Raw genomic sequence first — 15868 nt, 5'->3', positions numbered from 1 at the left:
GGGTCATCCGTGAAGAAAGGGCAGCGGCCAGGTCGTCATCAGCGCCCAGATGGCGACGAACATCGCGGTGTCGAACAATACAGGGTGCCAGACCCAGCGATAGAAGCGGATCGCCACCAGCAAGCGGTGCAGCACCAGCGCAATCAGCAGCGCTATCCCGGCATTGACCGGCGGCGCCGCGACGAACACGTCGCCGAAGGTATATTCGGTATTCATCGGCCCGGCTCCGGAACAAAGGGAAGGGCTTGCGGGAACAGGTTGCGGCGCAGGGCGACGAGCGCGGCGCGTCCTTCGGCCCGCGTCGCTTCGCCAGCCGGTTCGCCGCCCAGCGTCAGGCGCAGCGCGGCATCGAGGCGGCCCAGCAGCCGGTCAGGCGGTTCGCCTTTCGCGTGCGCGCCAAACCAGCGCGCCAGATCGCGCAGCACGCGCGCCAGTGCCAGCCCCAGCCGGCGGTCGGCGGCGAAACGCAAGTGCTGGATGCTGACCACGTTGAGCGCGATCCGGACTTCGCGCAGGCCCGTCTCGGCCGGGCCGGAATCGCTGCCCAGCCGTTCCGAGATCAGTGCCAGGCGATCAGTTGCGCGGCTCAGCGTCGCATCGCGGTCCGGCGGCGTCCGTGCGCTGGCAAGTCCGGCGATGGCGTTCATCAACCGCCGGTTGAGCCGGGTGATCGCCGCCTCGCTGCCGATCGTGCGCAGGCCTGCGGTGACGCCCGCGGCCAGCACCACTGCCACGATCTGGCCAAGGTTGGTGTTGAGAAACCGCGCGAAGTCTGCCGAGTAAGTCTCTTGAATCGCCATTGCGCTGCAAAATCCCATGACCATGGCGACAGCCGGCTGGGCGTGGCGCGGATGGCTCACGAACAGCCCGATGACGAGCAGCGGCACCGAAAGCACCAGCGCCAGCGGTACGAAGCCGTCGATCGCCGGCAGGATCGCGAAGAGATAGACCGCCGCCAGCGGAATGCCCGCGATGATCGCCGCGCCAAAGCGCAGGATCGCCGGCACCGGATTGTCGAGCGCGGCGAACAGGCAGCAGAAAATCCCGATCATCGCCGCCGCCGTGGCGCCGTCGGCCCAGCCGGTGGCAATCCAGATGATGCAGCACAGGCCGATCGAGAGGGCCGCCGATGCGCCGGACAGCAGCGCCATGCCGGGATCTGCGTGCAGCTTGATGCCGCGACCCAGTTCGCCCGCCGGCAGCGGAGAGGGGCCTTCCAGATGATCCAGATGGTCCAGCAACCGGTCGCACTCGTCCAGCGCCGCCGCGGATTCAGCCGCGCGGACATCATAGCTTTCCTGCAGCAGCCCGGACCACGCGCCCTCTGCGTTCTCCAGCGCCGCACGGCGATCGCCAAGCCCCGACAGCAGCGGCAGCAGCAGCAGCATCCGGCGCAGCAGGGCCTGGACCGTGCCGCTCGCCTCGCGCCAGTGCGAGGTGTCGAACGGCACATGCGTTGCCAGCAGCGCACATTCCACCGCGTCGGAGGCGAGGCGGTGGCGGTCGTGGTCGGTCGCGGGCGGGCGCACGCCCGTGACGATATCGTCGCGCCAGGTCCGCGCGTCCGCCAGCCACGAACGCAGCCGGGGACCGAGCACATCGGCCACCGATCGCGGCCAGAACACGCTGTGGACAACCGTAGAGCAGGCGATGCCCAGCCCGATCTCGGTCACGCGCGCGGCGGCAAGGTCGAAGATCGCCTCGGGCCGCTCCACGCTGGGAAACGCGATCAGCGTGGCCGTATAGCCCGCCAGCATCAGCACGTAGGAGCGCGGCGAGCGGTCGAGCAGGGACACGGCGAGGCATCCGCCCACCCACAGCGCCAGCGCGATGCTCAGCAGTTCCGGCCAGCCGACCAGCATCGGAACCAGCGCGACCGCCACCGCCGCGCCGATCAGCGTGCCGAGGAAGCGATAGATCGCCTTCGACCGGGTCGCGCCCGAAAGCGGGCTGCTGATGAGATAGGCCGTGGTCATGGCCCAGAACGGCATGGGCAGCCCGATGGCGAGGCTGATCCCCAGCGCCGCGATGGCCGCGACCATGCACTTGGCCGAATAGGCCAGCGAATCCAGCGTGAGGACGCTCACGCACGCCTCCCCGACGCGCGGCGCGCGACTCTCGCTGACGAGGAGCGGACCGGAAAGGGAAGGGCAGCGCGTGGCCGCCCGATCATGGAGATCGTCAGCATCATCGAGGCATGGAAAGGGAAGTGATTGTCCATCCTATCGCCTTGGCCCTGCGCGCGAAAACAAGTGTAGTGGAGGGCGCCCATAAAATCCATTATGGCATGCACCATGTCGCTCCAGCATTTGCGCACTTTCATCGAGGTTTTCCGCCAGCGGTCGATCAGCGGGGCGGCGCGCAACCTCTCGCTCACGCAGCCGGCGGTGTCGCAGCATATCGCCGCGCTCGAGTCGGCCGTCGGGCGTCCGCTATTCGAGCGCCACGCGCGCGGCGTGATGCCGACCGCCGCCGCGGAGGATCTCGCCGCCAACCTCGGTGACGGGCTCGACGTGGCCGAAGCCGCGCTGGCCGCCGCCCGCGCCCGCTCCACCGACATGACCGGGGGAGTGCGGATCATCGGCCACGGCGATTTCCTCGCCGAAGTGCTCGCCCCGCGCCTGCTTCCTCTGCTGCGCGAAGGGATGCATATCCGCCTCCAGACGGGCGACCGCGAGGAGATCCGCCACAATCTGGCCGAAGGGCACTACGATCTCGGCCTGTCAGCCTATCCGTTCGAGGACCGCCGCCTGCGCAGCGAATGCGTCTATGAGCAGGCGATCCGCGCGGTGGCTTCGCCGGCTGTCGCGCAGCGGATCATGGCGGGGCCGGATCTGGCCGAAGCACTCGCGGCCGAGCCGGTGCTGGCCTACCACTTCGAGCGGCTGCTGGTCGATGAATGGCTGGCCCAGAACCGGCTGACCACCCGCCCGGTGATCCCTGCGCTGATCGGGCAGGATTTGCGCGGGCTGCGCCGGATGCTGGAACAGGGCTTCGGCTGGACCGCGTTGCCTGACTATCTGTGCCGCGCGCAGATCGAGCGCGGCGACCTGGCCGAGATCCCCGCGCCGGTCTCGCTGCCCATCAATTCCTACTTCATCGTCTGCCAGCCCAGCGCCTTGCGCCACCCTCGCATCGCCCACGCGCGCAGCAGCATCATGCGCGAACTGGCGCAGCAGCAGGCGCCCGCCGACCACGTCGGGGGTGACCAGCGCTCATAAGGGCTTGAGGGGCATTCAAGCGACAGCGCCGCGCGGCGCGGCTAAAATGACGGACGTTTGCAGGAGCTTGTTCCGCGTCATGTCGTCCGTTGCGGTTTCGTCTCCGGAACCTCCCGTCATTTCTGATCTTCCCGTCATCATCATCGGCGCGGGGTTCTCCGGCACGCTGCTGGCGATCAATCTCGTTCGGCAGGGGCAGGCGGTCGTGCTGGTGGAACGCGATCAGGCCGGACTGGCAAAAGGGCTGGCATTCGGCACCGCCCGGCCCGAGCATCTGCTCAATGTCCGCGCTGCCAACATGAGCGCCTTTCCCGACGATCCGGCGCACTTCCTGCGCTGGATGGGATTTTCCACCAACGACCAGGCCCATCGTTTCGTGCCGCGCCTTGCCTATGGGCAATACCTGCGCTCGCTGCTGCTCGATGCTTTGGGCCGGGCGGGGCGTCTCCTCCGGATCTGCACGGGCCACGCGATCGATGTGCTGATCGGCAACGCCGTGCAGTCCGTCGTGCTGGCGGATGGCCGCCACATCCATGGCCGTTCGGTGGTGCTGGCGCAGGGCAACCTGCCGCCGCGCCTGCCCGCGCCGCTGGCCGGCCTGCCGCCGGCGCTCGCCGTGGCCGATCCCTGGCAGCCGGGCGCGATTGACGGTCTGGCGCCCGATGCCCCGGTGCTGTTGGTCGGCACCGGCCTTTCCGCCGTCGACGTTATCCTCTCGCTCGATCGCGCGGGGCATCGCGGCGTCATCCATGCGCTTTCCCGCCGGGGTTTGCGGCCGCGCAGCCACGATGTCGCGGTGGTGCCGATCCGGCGCGTGCCCTGTCCGGCGCAACTGGGCAGCGCGCTGGTCCGCAGCGTGCGGCAGCGCGCGCGGGAGGTGGGCTGGCGCGTCGCGGTGGACGAGCTTCGGCCACACACCCGCGCGCTGTGGCAGGCCCATGACACGGCCGGGCAGGCGCGGATCCTGCGCCATCTCCGCCCGTGGTGGGATGTCCATCGCCACCGCCTCGCCCCCACGGTTGCCGCGCGCATCGCCGGGCTCGAACGGGAAGGGCGGCTGCGTTTTCTTGGTGGGCGCCTGCGGTCTGCCGAACCCGCAGCCGGTGGACTGTCGGTCATCTGGCGGCCGCGAGGGACGGGGCAGGATGAAGTGCTGGAGGTGGCGCGAGCCATCGCCTGCGTCGGGCCGGAAGGGGATATCGCGCAGGGGCCGGACCGGCTCCTGCGCCGCCTGCTCGAACGCGGCATGGCGCGCAGCGATACCCACCGCCTCGGGCTGGACGTGGATTCCGCGTGGCGGGTGCGCGACGCCGCAGGCACGCCGCACCGCGCGCTGCATGCCGTCGGCCCCCTGACGCGCGGCGCGGCATGGGAAATCGTAGCCGTGCCCGATATCCGCCATCAGGTGTGGGATCTGGCCCGCGTGCTGGCAGCAACCCAGGCTGCGCCCAGACATTGCCATCGCTCAACGGTGTAAGCGAACATTTCTCATCATGACGATAACTTGCAAGACGATAATGATAACTCGATTAATTAAGTAGAGATTCTCGTTACCCCTGCCTTTCGCCGGTTCAGGCGCAGCTGCCGAACCGTCACGGCAACAGCCGTCGATCCTAGGGGGGAACATGATCCGCATTCGTCATCTCGTCCGTGCAGGTACCGCGCTCGCGCTTGTCCCGCTCGCCGTCTCGCCCGTATCTGCCCAGTCCCCGACCGCGGCTCCGGAAGCTGCCGCCGACGCCGATGGCGGCGCGGGCAGCGCCATCATCGTCACCGGTACGCGCGTCTCCGGCCTTACCCAGGCCGACAGCCCCACGCCGATCAAGGTGCTCGACGATACCGCGCTGTCAAAGGTCGGCCAGCCCAATCTCAACCAGGTGCTGACCCAGCTGGTGCCTTCGTTCAGCGCCCAGCCGTTCGGCGGCGATGCCGCGAACCTCACGCTTTCCGCCCGCCTGCGCGGTCTCAGCCCCAACCACACGCTGGTCCTCGTCAACGGCAAGCGCCGGCATGGCACGGCCAACCTGTCGGTCGTCGGCGGTCCCTACCAGGGTTCGGCGGCAGCGGACCTTGATCTGATCGCGCCCATCGCGATCAAGCGGATCGAAGTGCTGGAGCAGGGCGCCGCGGCGCAATACGGCTCGGACGCGATTGCCGGCGTCATCAACATCATCCTCAAGGACGATGCCGAAGGCGGCGAGTTCCAGGCCACGGCCGGCCAGAACTACAAGACCGGCGGCGAGACGCTGGGCGCTTCCGCCAACCTTGGTGTCAAGGTGGGCAAGGCCGGCTTCCTCAACCTCTCGCTGTTCCACCGCTACCACGATTTCACCCAGGTGGGCGGGCTGGACCTGCGCGTGACCGACGCCTCGGGCAACCTCCTGTCCAGCCTCAGTCCCGCAAAGCAGTCGCTTTACAAGAACATCCCCGGCTTTCCTTATGTCAATCCGATCATGGGCGATGCCCACTCCAACCTGACCAACCTCCAGTACAACTTCGGCTACGATCTGGGCGGCGGCGTCACGGCCTACAGCTTCGGCAGCTGGTCGAAGCGCATCGCCAGCGCGCGCGAGAACGTGCGCCTGCCCGATCGCATCGTCGCTTCGTCGGTGCTGGGCGTGGCGGGCACCCTGGGCGCGCCGGGTTCGATCGTGTTCGATCCGGGCGGCGACACCCCGTCCAACGGCTTCGTGCCGCGCATCGGCCTGCGTGAGGATGACTACTCGATCACCGGCGGCGTGCGCGGCGATCTCGGCGGGTTCACGTTCGATCTCTCGGGCACCTGGGGGCAGGACAAGAACCTGATCTACACGCTCGATTCCGCCAATCGCTCGCTGTTCATCGACACCCACTTCTCGCCCACGGACTTCTACGACGGGCTGTTCCGCAACACCGAGTGGACGCTCAACGCCGATTTCACCAAGACGTTCGAGGCCGGTCTTGCCAGCCCCGTCACGCTGGCCTTCGGCGGCGAATACAAGAAGAACGTCTACGAGATCGGCGCGGGTGATGCCGGCTCGATCTACAAGGAGGGCGGCCAGTCCTATCCCGGCTTCCGTCCGTCGGACGCGGGCAGCCACAGCCGCAACAACGCCTCGGCCTATGTCGACGTGGCGCTGGAGCCGGTGAAGGGCTTCAGCCTCGACGGCGCAGTCCGTTACGAGCACTATTCGGACTTCGGCTCGAAGGCGACGTGGAAGGCCACCGGCCGCTACGATTTCAGCGAGGCGGTGGCGGTGCGCGGCACGGTTTCGACCGGTTTCCGCGCTCCCACGCTGGCGGAAGGCTACTATTCGGCAACGAACGTCTCGCCGACCTCGGCCTTCATCCAGCTGCCCGCCAACTCGGCGGCGGCGAAGCTGATCGGGTTCCAGAACCTGCGGCCGGAAACCTCGACCAACTACAGCCTGGGCTTCGTGTTCCGGCCTGCACCGCGCCTTACGGTCACGCTCGATGCCTTCCAGGTCAAGGTCAAGGACCGCATTCTTGGCACCGGATCGATCTTCGGTTCGGGCGGCGCGGTCAACTTCCCGGTGGTGACCAAGGCCATTGCCGCGAATGGCAACGTGCTCGATCCCACGGTCAGCCTCACCGGCATCAACATCTTCACCAACGGCGCGGACACCCGCACCCGCGGCGTCGATCTGGTGGCCAGCTATCTCACCGAATTCGAGTGGGGCAAGATCAACTGGACGCTTTCCGGCACCTGGAACGAAACGCGCATCACCCGCGTCCGCGCCGCGCCCGCCAGCCTGACCCCTGCCGGCGCTTCGGGTCCGATCGCGCTGTTCGACCAGACCGCACTGTCGAACCTCGAAACCGCGTCGCCGCGCGTCAAGCTGGTGAGCGGCGCGGACGTCTCGGCCGGCGCGTTCGGGGCCACCTTGCGCGGCACGCTCTACGGCGTGACCAGCAACCGCGCGTCGCCCAACGGCGGTACCTACTACGACCAGCGCGTCCCCGCTGCGTTCATTGTCGATCTTGAGGCGCGCGCGACCGTGAATGACACGGTCACGCTGGCGATTGGCGCGAACAACCTGTTCGACAAGCGCCCGCCCAACGTGCCGTTCATTCCGGGCACGACCTCGCCTGTCACGGGCGGCGTGGTGATCGACGCGCCGATCACGCTGTCGCCCTATGGCATCAACGGCGGCTACTACTACGGCCGCGTGTCGGTGAAGTTCTGACGCTTTCCTCCGGGGCGGCGTGCGTTCGCCGCCCCGATTTCCTGTCAGCATCAAAGGATATCATCATGAAAAGAAGTGCATTTCTCCCGTTCGTGCTGCTGGCGGGCCTGGCCACGCCCGCTGCCGCCGCCGGCACCATCGTCCGCCACCCTGCGCCCGCGGCCAACGCGCCGATCCTGTCGGGCGTGACCGTTCCGGCCGGCGCAGAAACGCTGTACCTCAGCGGGCAGGTGCCCCCGGTGGTCGATGCCGCCGCCGATCCGGCAAGCCCCGCCGCCTATGGCGACACCCGCACCCAGTCGATCGGCGTGTTCCGCAAGATCGAAGCGCTGCTCAAGGAGCAGGGCTATTCGCTGTCCGACGTGGTCAAGCTCACGGTGTTTCTCGCAGGCGATCCGGCAAAGGGTGGAAAGCTGGACTTCGCAGGATTTTCAGAAGCCTATGGGCAGTTCTTCGGAACCGCTACGCAGCCTAACAAGGTGGCGCGCTCGACGGTGCAGGTCGCCGCGCTGGTCAGCCCCGGCTTCCTGGTCGAGATCGAGGCGACCGCCGCCCGCGCCAAATGAGGCGCGCACCTTGACGCGCGCTTGACATCATATTGCGATTCCTCAAGCGACAGGCGCGCTTTTTCGTGCATGGGAGCGCGCCGAAAGGGGAGCCGTAGTGGGGGAGCCGCAAGCCGCGAACGAGCAGGCCGCGAATGAGGATGCGCCGTTCGATCTTGAGCCCGTGGTCGCGTCCTTGCGCGCCGTGCGCGATGCGTGGAGGGGCGAGCAGGACCGCCATGCCGAGTTCGGCGCGCTGGGCTTTCCCTCGCGCCACGCGGTGTCGCGGATCATCGACGTGCTTGCCGCGGCGCTGTTCCCATTGCGGCTCGGACCGCCCGACCTCGCCGTGGAGAACGAGGACGCTTTCGTCCGCGCCAGCCTCCAGTCGGCGCTGCCGCTTCTGGCGGCGCAAGTGCGGATGGAACTGCATTACAGCCGTCCCGAACGCGGCTCCCCGGCCATCGAACGCGCGGTGACGGCCATCGCCGACGAGCTGGCCCGCCGCCTGCCGGAAATCCGCCGCCTGCTCGATACCGATCTGGAGGCCGCCTACGATGGCGACCCGGCGGCGCGCAGCGTGGACGAAGTGCTGCTGTGCTACCCTTGCGTCACCGCGGTGATCCACCACCGCATCGCGCACGAACTCTATGTCCTGGGCGCCCCGCTCGTCGCGCGGATCATTGCCGAGATCGCGCATTCGCGCACCGGGATCGACATTCACCCCGGCGCCCGGATCGGCGAGAGCTTTTTCATCGATCATGGCACCGGCGTGGTCATCGGCCAGACCGCGATCATCGGAGACCGGGTGCGGATCTACCAGGCCGTCACGCTGGGCGCGCGCAGCTTCAGCACCGACGAGCAAGGTCGGCTGATCAAGGATGAGCCGCGCCATCCGATCATCGAGGATGACGTCACGATCTATGCCGGCGCCACCGTGCTGGGGCGGATCACAATCGGCAAGGGATCGGTGATCGGCGGAAATGTCTGGCTCACCCGCTCTGTGCCGCCCGGAAGCCGGGTGCGGCAGACGCAGCCGAGCATCAGCATCGAGGCCGCCGACCCCTTCGACTGACGTCAGCGCCGGAGCTGACGTCAGTCCGGTGGGCGCGTCAGCCCGGCAGGCGGGCGGCGAAGGCGAACTCGTGCACGTCCTTGCGCGGGCTGGGCACTTCGCGTGCCTGCAGGGTTTCGGGCAGCTGCGCCTTGTCGCCGCGCCGACCGATGGCAATGGCCGCTTCCACCTTGAAACGGTCGCCCGCGCCCAGCACTTCCGGCGCCCGGGCATGGTCGAAACCGGCCATGGCATGAGTCGCCAGCCCCAGCGTTTCGGCCTGAAGCGCCAGCAATGCCCATGCGGCGCCGGCATCGAAGCTGGCGGTCGTCGCTTCCTGCGGCTCGCTGGCGCCGGGCGCGAGGATCTGGCGGTCCGACAGCACGAACACCAGCGCCCCGGCCTCACGCGCCCAGGCCGCGTTGAACGGCAGCAGCAGACCCAGCAGGTCGTTCCAGCCCGCATCGTCGCGCTGTGCCCAAACGAAGCGCCACGGCTGGTAATTGTAGGCCGAAGGCGCCCAGCGCGCGGCATCGAACAGCGTCAGCAGGTCGCCCTCGTCGACCGCTGACCCGTCGAATGCGCGCGGCGACCATCGGGCCAGGAACTGCGGGGAGACGGCACGGTCGGTGGTGCGGGTCATTGAACGGGACTCCTCAGAAAACGGATGAACTTTGGCGCCAGCGCTATGTGGCCGGCGGTGCCTGCACCAAACGAGGATCACTCATGAGGCCATGAGTGATGGCGATACGTTTTGGCGCGGGCATTGGTCGCATTGGCGAAGTTCATAAGCGAGAAGGATATTCTTGTTTGCCGTGCCGAATCTCTATCAATATGGTTGAGAAGTCGGCGGTTGTGCCGGCGGGCAGACGAGCGAGCTTCGCAGATGATCGACCCCGTGCCTTCCGCAAGGACGGCTTCTGTTTCCGGCATTTCGCGTCGCGGCCTGTTGTGCGGTGCCGCCGCGCTCGGCGGCGCGGCCCTGCTCGCGGGGTGCGGTGCCCGGGCGGGCAAGGCAGAGGCCTTGCGGGTATCGATCACCGGCAAGGGCGAGGCGGATAATCGGCTGCTGTTCGCCGCGGCGGGCCTGACTCCCGATTTTCCGGTCGCCTGGTCCGAGTTCGAATCCGGTCATCTGGTGGTCGAGGCGCTCAATTCGGGCGCGCTCGATTTTGGCGGCATGAGCGAGATTCCGCCCGTGTTCGCCGCCGCCTCCACCGTCCAGAGCTTCCGCGAGATCGGGGTCTATCACGGCGACGTGAACAACCAGGTCGTGCTTGTTCCCAAGGGATCGCGCATCGCCAGCCTTGCCGATCTCAAGGGCAAGCGCGTGGGCTATGTGCGCGCCACGACCACGCAGTACTTTCTCATCAAGATGCTGAAGTCGGTGGGTCTTAGCTGGGCCGACATCACCCCGGTGGCCATGAGCGTGGCCGACGGCGCGGCGGCTTTCTCGCACGGGGCGCTCGATGCCTGGGCGATCTACGGCTTTCCCATCCAGCGGGCGGTGGCCAACGATGGCGCGCGCATCCTTTCCACCGCGCTGGGCTTTCTTTCGGGCAACTACATCATCACCGCGCACAACGATGCGATTGCCGACCCGGTGCGGGCCGACTGGATCGGCCGTTACTTGCGCCTCACGCGCAAGGGCTATGCCTGGGCGGCGGCCAACCAGCCCGAATGGGCGCGGATCGTGGCGAAGGAGATCGGCGTGCCGGTTGCCGATGTCGAGGACCAGTTTCGCCGCAAGAGCGACAATTTCAGCCTGCGCCCGGTGAGCGAGGAGGCGATCCGCTCGCAGCAGGAAGTCGCCGATGTCTTCACCGGCGCGGGCCTGTTGCCCCGCCGCGTCGATGTTCGTCCCCTGTGGAACACCACGTTCAATCACGTGCTCAAGGAGGCCTGACCATGGCCAGCGTGCCCATCGCTTCTCCCGTTGCCCCGCTTGCCGCCGCGCTTCCGGCGCTGTCCGACGCGCGGCTTGCCGCGCTGACGGCCGAGCTTGCCGAACTGGCCGAGGACTATGACCGCACCCCGCGCTTCCCGCGCGAGGCGTTCGATGTCCTGGCGCGCGAGGGCCTGATCGGGCTGACCGTAGAACCGCGGCTCGGCGGCGGCGGGGCCGGTTTCGTCGATGCTCTGAAAGTGCTGGGCGCGGTGGCCAAGGGTGAACCTTCGACCGCGCTGATCCTGTTCATGACTTATGCCTTCCACGCCGCGCCGGACAAGAACAAGCGCTGGAACCGCGCGCTGTACGAAGGTCTCGCGCAGGAAGCCGCGCAGGGCAGGGGCCTGATCGGCACCTTCCGGGTGGAGCCGGAACTTGGCACCCCTGTGCGCGGCGGCCTGCCCAAGACCATCGCGCGCCGCACCGCCGATGGCTGGTCGATCAGCGGGGAAAAGATCTATTCCACCGGATCGAGCGGCCTCGACTGGTTCGCCGTCTGGGCGCGCACCGACGAGGAAACCCCGCGCGTCGGCACGTTCCTGGTCCGCCCGGACAGCGCGGGGATCACCATCGAGCCGGAATGGGACCACCTTGGAATGCGGGCCACGGTCAGCCACCGGGTCGTCTTTGCCGACACGCCGACGCCGGGCGACCACGCGGTCGATGTGCGCTCTCCCGAGGAATGGGCGCCGCGCCCCGGCGACGACAACCGTGCCGGGCTGTGGAACGCGTTCGCCATCGCGACGATCTATGACGGCGTGGCGCAGGCCGCGCGCGACTGGCTGGTGCGCTATCTCAACGACCGCGTGCCGGCGAACCTTGGCGCGCCGCTGGCGAGCCTGCCGCGCGTGCAGGAAAAGGTGGGCGAGATCGAGGGGCTGCTGCTGGCCAACCGCGTGCTGATTGATCAGGCCGCCGCGGCGGCGGACGCGGGCCGGGTGCCCGATGGGGTGCAGGCCAATCTGGTCAAGCACGTCGCCAATGCCAATGCCATTCGCGCAGTCGAGATCGGGCTGGAACTGACCGGCAATCCCGGCATCAGCCGCCGCAACCCGCTCGAACGTCACTATCGCGACGTGCTGTGCAGCCGCATCCATTCGCCCCAAGCCGATACCGTGCTGGTCGCGGCCGGGCGCGCGGCGCTGAGCGAAGGGGCGGCGCAATGACCATCGTCGTCGCCAGCCAGCTCGAAGGCGCGATGAACGAGGAAATCGCGCGTCACCCGGCGCGGCCCAAGGTGATGGCCGTGCCGGACGATGAACCCTGGCGCGTCGCGCGCGAGGCCGACGTGCTGGTGGTGCGGCCCACGCCCAGCTGGCGCGAGGCGCGCAGTGCCGCGCCGCCGGGGCTGTGGCCCGGCCGCCTGCGCTGGGTGTGCAGCGCTTCGGTGGGCATCGATTTCTATCCGTCGTGGCTGCTTGATGCGCCGATCGTGTCGTGCGCGCGCGGCACCGCTTCGGAGGAGATCGCGGACTATGTCATCGCCGCGATCTACCGGCAGGCCAAGGACCTTGCCGAAGCGGCGGTCCATTCGCCGGCCGAATGGCTCTATCGCCCGCTGGGCCAGGTCAATGGCAGCACCGTGGGCGTGATCGGCCTCGGCGCCATCGGCACCGCCGTCGCCCGCCGCGCCGCCGCGCTCGGCGCGCGCGTGCTCGCCGTCCGGCGCAGCTCGGCCGGGGCGCTCGGCATGATCGGCGTGGAATTGCGCGATCACGTGGCCGATGTGGTGCGCGAGGCGGATCATATCGTGGTGGCGGTGCCCGCCACGCCCGAAACACGGCACCTGCTGGGCCGGGACCTGTTGGCCCGGATCAAGCCCGGCGCGCACCTCATCAACGTTGCGCGCGGGTCGGTGGTCGATCAGGAGGCGCTGCTGGAAGCGCTCGATTCCGGCCGCCTCGCCTTCGCCACGCTCGACGTGACCGATCCCGAGCCGCTGCCCGAAGGGCACCCGCTCTATGTGCATCCCAGGGTGAGGCTCACACCCCACATTTCGTCCAACTACACCCTTGCGCGGGGTAAGTTGCTCACCAAGATCCTGGGGGACCTGACCCGCTTCGCCAGCGGACAGAAGCCCACCGACGTGGTGCTGCGCGACCGCGGATATTGATCCGTTTCGAGGGACGGAAAAGGGGGCGAGCTGCGCGGCTCGCCCCCTTCGTGTGTCTTCAGGTGCCTTTAGGTGTCGTTCAGGCCACTGGCGCGGTCGCGGCTTCGGGCACGTGGGCCAGCACAGCTTCGGCCTCGGTCCGGGTGAGCCAGTCGGGGCTGGCGTCGATGAAGCGGATGGTGTGGTCCGGCTCGATCACGATTACCGCAGGCTCGGTGATTTCGTAGCTGTGCGTGCCGAGCGTGGCGCCGATCCACGGCTGGCCGGGCTGCACTGGGGGCTGGTCTTCGGGCAGGAAAGTCAGCCCCAGGCGCCGGCCCAGCGTGTAGTCGGGATCGGAATAGGTCGGGAACCGCAGTCCGTGGCGTTCGGTCGGTCCCTTGTCGACGGGGATCTGCGCGCTCACGGCCAGCAGCGGAACGCCGGCGGCGGTAAGGGCAGGCCACAGCGTCTCGTCGTAATAGGGCAGCGCGATGTTGCACGCCGGGCAGCCGCCGAAGCGGAAGAACACCAGCACCACCGGCCCGTTCGCGAGAATCTGCTGGCTGGAAACTTGGTTGCCGTCTGCATCGATCAGCGTGAACGGATCGATCCGGTCGCCGGCACCGGGGCGCTCTTCGCGGTTGAAGCGCTCGACCAGAACGCGGCGCTGTGCCGTGTTCTTGGCAAGCTGCTCGGCCGGCCAGGTGCGTTCGCGCTCGGCCTGAAGCTCGGCAAATCGGTCGGCCAGGCTCCTCGTGGTCATCGGGGTCGTCCTTTCGCTGTCTAGGGATGATCAGCGGTAGGACGAGCGCCGCGCCCCCGATAACGAGAAGCGCGGCGGCGGCGATGAGTGTTTGTCATACGACAGCCCGAAGGCTGGCCGAACGAACGGTCAGAGCGCGGCGACGGTTTCCCGTGTCAGGTCGGCCAGACGCTGGGTCGCGGTGTCGAGCGCATTGGCCGTCTGGAGGATGCACGACACCTGCGGAAGGGCCGGCAGCCCCGCGTCCTTGATCGGTTCGTCGCGCAGGAACAGGTGCGTCCGGCAGGTGACGCCAAGTCCCGCCTGCACGGCGGCGCGCAACGTGGTGAGATTGGGCGTTTCGACCGTGATGCGGAAGCTGCGGCCCGCGTCCTCCAGCGCGCGGATCGCGGCTTCGCGAAACCGGCACGGCTGTTCGAGCACGGCGAGCGGGATCGTCTCGCGGCTCGCCAGCGCAGGGTCGCCATACCAGGCCATCGGCGCCTGCGCGACCGCGGCCGGATCGTTGGGTGCGGCGAAGCCGAGCACGATGTCGAGCTGGCGGCGCTCCAGCAGACCGAGCAGGTCCGCCGTTCCCGCAATGCGCGAATAGATCTGCGCTTCGGGGTGGAGTTCGGCGAACTGGGCGAGCATTCCCGACAACAGCATCTCGGCAAAGTCCTGAACCATGCCGATCCGCGCCGGCCCGGAGAACTGGCCCGCAGTGACAGCGGCCACCGCTTCGTCGTGGAGCGTCAGCACCTTGCGTGAATAATCGAGCATCAGTTCTCCGGCGGACGTCAGCGTCAGGCGCCGGCCGTCGCGATGGAACAGCGATTGCTGGAGCAGCTCTTCCAGCCGCTTGATCTGAAGGCTCAGCGCGGATTGCGTAACGAACACCTTTTCCGATGCGTTGAGCATCGAGCCCGTGTCGACGATCGCAACGAAACTGCGGAGGAGATTGGTCGGCAGATTGACCGGCATGATGGCACCATCGGTAGAGGAAGGGTGGGATCTTGCTGCGGTGGTCCGCCGGCAAATGGAGAATGCCGTCTAGGGCATCTCAGTTTATCAATCAAAATAGTAGACATTTACACCTGTAAAGCAAACCGTTCCTGCGGGCATTCCCCTCGCAATGGCCCGGTCGGGGCACGGTCTGCCGCCAGGAACCCACGCAGGACCGCGGGTTATGAGGCTTCCTGATAGGTCGTGAACAATACTCAATTGCGTTGGTAGAGTTTAATCCGGACTTTGTGCACCTTCCTCCCAGAAGCGGGAATCGCATATGTCCGTCGTCGGCAAGATCGTTAACAGCCGTTGGTTCAGCCCCCTGGCGCTGCTCGCAGCGTGGGAGGCCGGCTCGCGCACCGGCGTCATTCCGGAGCGCACGCTGGCCGCCCCGTCCGAAGTCGCGGGCACATTGTTCGGGATGGTCGTTTCGGGCGAACTCCCGTCCAATCTCGCCGTTTCGTTCGGCCGCGCGCTGACCGGGCTTGCCATCGGCGTTATCGTCGGCGTTGTCCTCGCGCTGACCGCAGGCCTTTCGCGCAAGGGCGAAGCGGCGATCGACCCGCTCATGCAGATCAAGCGCACCATTCCCACGCTGGCGCTGACGCCGCTGTTCATTGTGTGGTTCGGCATCGGCGAGACGCCCAAGGTGGCGCTGATCGCCTTCGCGTCGATGTTCCCGGTCTATCTCAACCTCTACAGCGGCATCCGGGGCGTGGACCTGCGCCTGCTCGAAGGGGCGCGCAGCTTCGGCCTCAGCCGTGCCGAGCAGGTGTGGCACGTGATCCTGCCTGGCGCGCTTCCGTCGCTGCTGGTGGGCCTGCGTTATTCGCTGTCGATCTCGATCCTGGTGCTGGTGGTGGCCGAGCAGATCAACGCTTCGGCGGGGCTGGGCTACCTCATCAACAATGCCCGTGACTTCATGCGGACCGACATCATCGTTGTCTGCCTCATGGTCTACGCCGTTCTGGGCCTTGCCGCCGACTGGCTGGTCCGCACCGTCGAGCGCCGCGCCCTCGTCTGGCGCCCCAGCCTGGTCGAAGCCTGACCCCAGCATTCTTGCGGAGA

Annotated in this window: 14 protein-coding genes; 9 read left to right on the top strand and 5 right to left on the bottom strand. The window is 67.7% G+C overall.

Going from position 1 to position 15868, the window contains the following annotated elements:
- Window positions 1-3: 3 nt before the first annotated feature.
- Together OLX02_RS12150 and OLX02_RS12145 are read right to left on the bottom strand one after the other, a co-directional pair.
- Window positions 4-216 carry a DUF1656 domain-containing protein gene (locus tag OLX02_RS12150; RefSeq protein WP_264423177.1) on the bottom strand — a complete coding sequence of 71 codons (213 nt, stop codon included), beginning with the start codon at window positions 214-216 and terminating at the stop codon, window positions 4-6.
- Window positions 213-2087 carry an FUSC family protein gene (locus tag OLX02_RS12145; RefSeq protein ID WP_264423175.1) on the bottom strand — a complete coding sequence of 625 codons (1875 nt, stop codon included), beginning with the start codon at window positions 2085-2087 and terminating at the stop codon, window positions 213-215. The genes OLX02_RS12150 and OLX02_RS12145 overlap by 4 nt, the downstream gene beginning before the upstream one ends.
- Before the next feature lie 207 nt (window positions 2088-2294).
- Here OLX02_RS12145 and OLX02_RS12140 point away from each other — a divergent pair, with 207 nt between their 5' ends.
- The 5 genes from OLX02_RS12140 to epsC all read left to right on the top strand — a co-directional run bounded on the left by OLX02_RS12140 (window position 2295) and on the right by epsC (window position 9028).
- The gene (locus OLX02_RS12140; protein WP_264423174.1) at window positions 2295-3221 is read left to right on the top strand and encodes a LysR family transcriptional regulator; all 927 of its coding nucleotides are present in this window, start codon (window positions 2295-2297) and stop codon (window positions 3219-3221) included.
- 79 nt (window positions 3222-3300) lie between these two features.
- Window positions 3301-4698 carry an FAD/NAD(P)-binding protein gene (locus OLX02_RS12135; RefSeq protein ID WP_264423172.1) on the top strand — a complete coding sequence of 466 codons (1398 nt, stop codon included), beginning with the start codon at window positions 3301-3303 and terminating at the stop codon, window positions 4696-4698.
- 148 nt (window positions 4699-4846) lie between these two features.
- Window positions 4847-7408, top strand: coding sequence for a TonB-dependent receptor plug domain-containing protein (locus tag OLX02_RS12130; protein ID WP_264423170.1), 2562 nt, complete (start codon window positions 4847-4849; stop codon window positions 7406-7408).
- Window positions 7409-7473: 65 nt separating this feature from the next.
- On the top strand, window positions 7474-7974 hold the full coding sequence (locus OLX02_RS12125; RefSeq protein ID WP_264423168.1) for a RidA family protein: 501 nt from the start codon (window positions 7474-7476) through the stop codon (window positions 7972-7974).
- 97 nt (window positions 7975-8071) lie between these two features.
- Window positions 8072-9028 carry a serine O-acetyltransferase EpsC gene (gene epsC, locus OLX02_RS12120; RefSeq protein WP_264423166.1) on the top strand — a complete coding sequence of 319 codons (957 nt, stop codon included), beginning with the start codon at window positions 8072-8074 and terminating at the stop codon, window positions 9026-9028.
- A gap of 37 nt (window positions 9029-9065) precedes the next feature.
- On the opposite strand, the gene OLX02_RS12115 is transcribed toward epsC, so the two are convergent.
- Entirely contained in the window at window positions 9066-9650 is a 585-nt protein-coding gene (locus OLX02_RS12115) for a nitroreductase family protein (protein WP_264423164.1), read from the bottom strand.
- A gap of 243 nt (window positions 9651-9893) precedes the next feature.
- Here OLX02_RS12115 and OLX02_RS12110 point away from each other — a divergent pair, with 243 nt between their 5' ends.
- Genes OLX02_RS12110 through OLX02_RS12100 form a run of 3 tightly spaced genes read left to right on the top strand, consistent with a single transcriptional unit; the run spans window position 9894 to window position 13068 of the window.
- Window positions 9894-10913, top strand: a complete 1020-nt coding sequence (locus tag OLX02_RS12110) for an ABC transporter substrate-binding protein (protein WP_264423162.1) — start codon at window positions 9894-9896, stop codon at window positions 10911-10913.
- A gap of 2 nt (window positions 10914-10915) precedes the next feature.
- Window positions 10916-12121, top strand: coding sequence for an acyl-CoA dehydrogenase family protein (locus OLX02_RS12105; RefSeq protein ID WP_264423159.1), 1206 nt, complete (start codon window positions 10916-10918; stop codon window positions 12119-12121).
- Entirely contained in the window at window positions 12118-13068 is a 951-nt protein-coding gene (locus tag OLX02_RS12100) for an NAD(P)-dependent oxidoreductase (RefSeq protein WP_264423157.1), read from the top strand. The genes OLX02_RS12105 and OLX02_RS12100 overlap by 4 nt, the downstream gene beginning before the upstream one ends.
- A gap of 79 nt (window positions 13069-13147) precedes the next feature.
- On the opposite strand, the gene OLX02_RS12095 is transcribed toward OLX02_RS12100, so the two are convergent.
- Both OLX02_RS12095 and OLX02_RS12090 read right to left on the bottom strand, forming a co-directional pair.
- Window positions 13148-13813: a peroxiredoxin-like family protein gene (locus OLX02_RS12095; RefSeq protein ID WP_264423155.1), complete on the bottom strand. Its 666-nt coding sequence runs from the start codon at window positions 13811-13813 to the stop codon at window positions 13148-13150.
- A gap of 129 nt (window positions 13814-13942) precedes the next feature.
- The gene (locus OLX02_RS12090) at window positions 13943-14776 is read right to left on the bottom strand and encodes a LysR substrate-binding domain-containing protein (RefSeq protein WP_264423153.1); all 834 of its coding nucleotides are present in this window, start codon (window positions 14774-14776) and stop codon (window positions 13943-13945) included.
- Between the two features lie 301 nt (window positions 14777-15077).
- Between OLX02_RS12090 and OLX02_RS12085 the strand changes: the two genes are divergently transcribed.
- On the top strand, window positions 15078-15848 hold the full coding sequence (locus tag OLX02_RS12085) for an ABC transporter permease (RefSeq protein ID WP_264423151.1): 771 nt from the start codon (window positions 15078-15080) through the stop codon (window positions 15846-15848).
- Window positions 15849-15868: the final 20 nt, after the last annotated feature.

This window comes from Novosphingobium sp. KCTC 2891 (assembly GCF_025938155.1).
GTDB lineage: Bacteria > Pseudomonadota > Alphaproteobacteria > Sphingomonadales > Sphingomonadaceae > Novosphingobium.
This window is presented reverse-complemented; position numbering and strand designations above follow the sequence as displayed.

Bases quoted from the DNA above. Each gene is read 5' to 3' on its own strand.
- OLX02_RS12105 (WP_264423159.1), top strand. From the start codon at position 10,916: ATGGCCAGCGTGCCCATCGCTTCTCCCGTTGCCCCGCTTGCCGCCGCG.
- OLX02_RS12150 (WP_264423177.1), bottom strand. From the start codon at position 216: ATGAATACCGAATATACCTTCGGCGACGTGTTCGTCGCGGCGCCGCCG.
- OLX02_RS12140 (WP_264423174.1), top strand. From the start codon at position 2,295: ATGTCGCTCCAGCATTTGCGCACTTTCATCGAGGTTTTCCGCCAGCGG.
- OLX02_RS12110 (WP_264423162.1), top strand. From the start codon at position 9,894: ATGATCGACCCCGTGCCTTCCGCAAGGACGGCTTCTGTTTCCGGCATT.
- OLX02_RS12125 (WP_264423168.1), top strand. From the start codon at position 7,474: ATGAAAAGAAGTGCATTTCTCCCGTTCGTGCTGCTGGCGGGCCTGGCC.
- OLX02_RS12085 (WP_264423151.1), top strand. From the start codon at position 15,078: ATGTCCGTCGTCGGCAAGATCGTTAACAGCCGTTGGTTCAGCCCCCTG.
- OLX02_RS12135 (WP_264423172.1), top strand. From the start codon at position 3,301: ATGTCGTCCGTTGCGGTTTCGTCTCCGGAACCTCCCGTCATTTCTGAT.
- OLX02_RS12130 (WP_264423170.1), top strand. From the start codon at position 4,847: ATGATCCGCATTCGTCATCTCGTCCGTGCAGGTACCGCGCTCGCGCTT.
- OLX02_RS12090 (WP_264423153.1), bottom strand. From the start codon at position 14,776: ATGCCGGTCAATCTGCCGACCAATCTCCTCCGCAGTTTCGTTGCGATC.
- OLX02_RS12100 (WP_264423157.1), top strand. From the start codon at position 12,118: ATGACCATCGTCGTCGCCAGCCAGCTCGAAGGCGCGATGAACGAGGAA.
- OLX02_RS12095 (WP_264423155.1), bottom strand. From the start codon at position 13,813: ATGACCACGAGGAGCCTGGCCGACCGATTTGCCGAGCTTCAGGCCGAG.
- OLX02_RS12115 (WP_264423164.1), bottom strand. From the start codon at position 9,650: ATGACCCGCACCACCGACCGTGCCGTCTCCCCGCAGTTCCTGGCCCGA.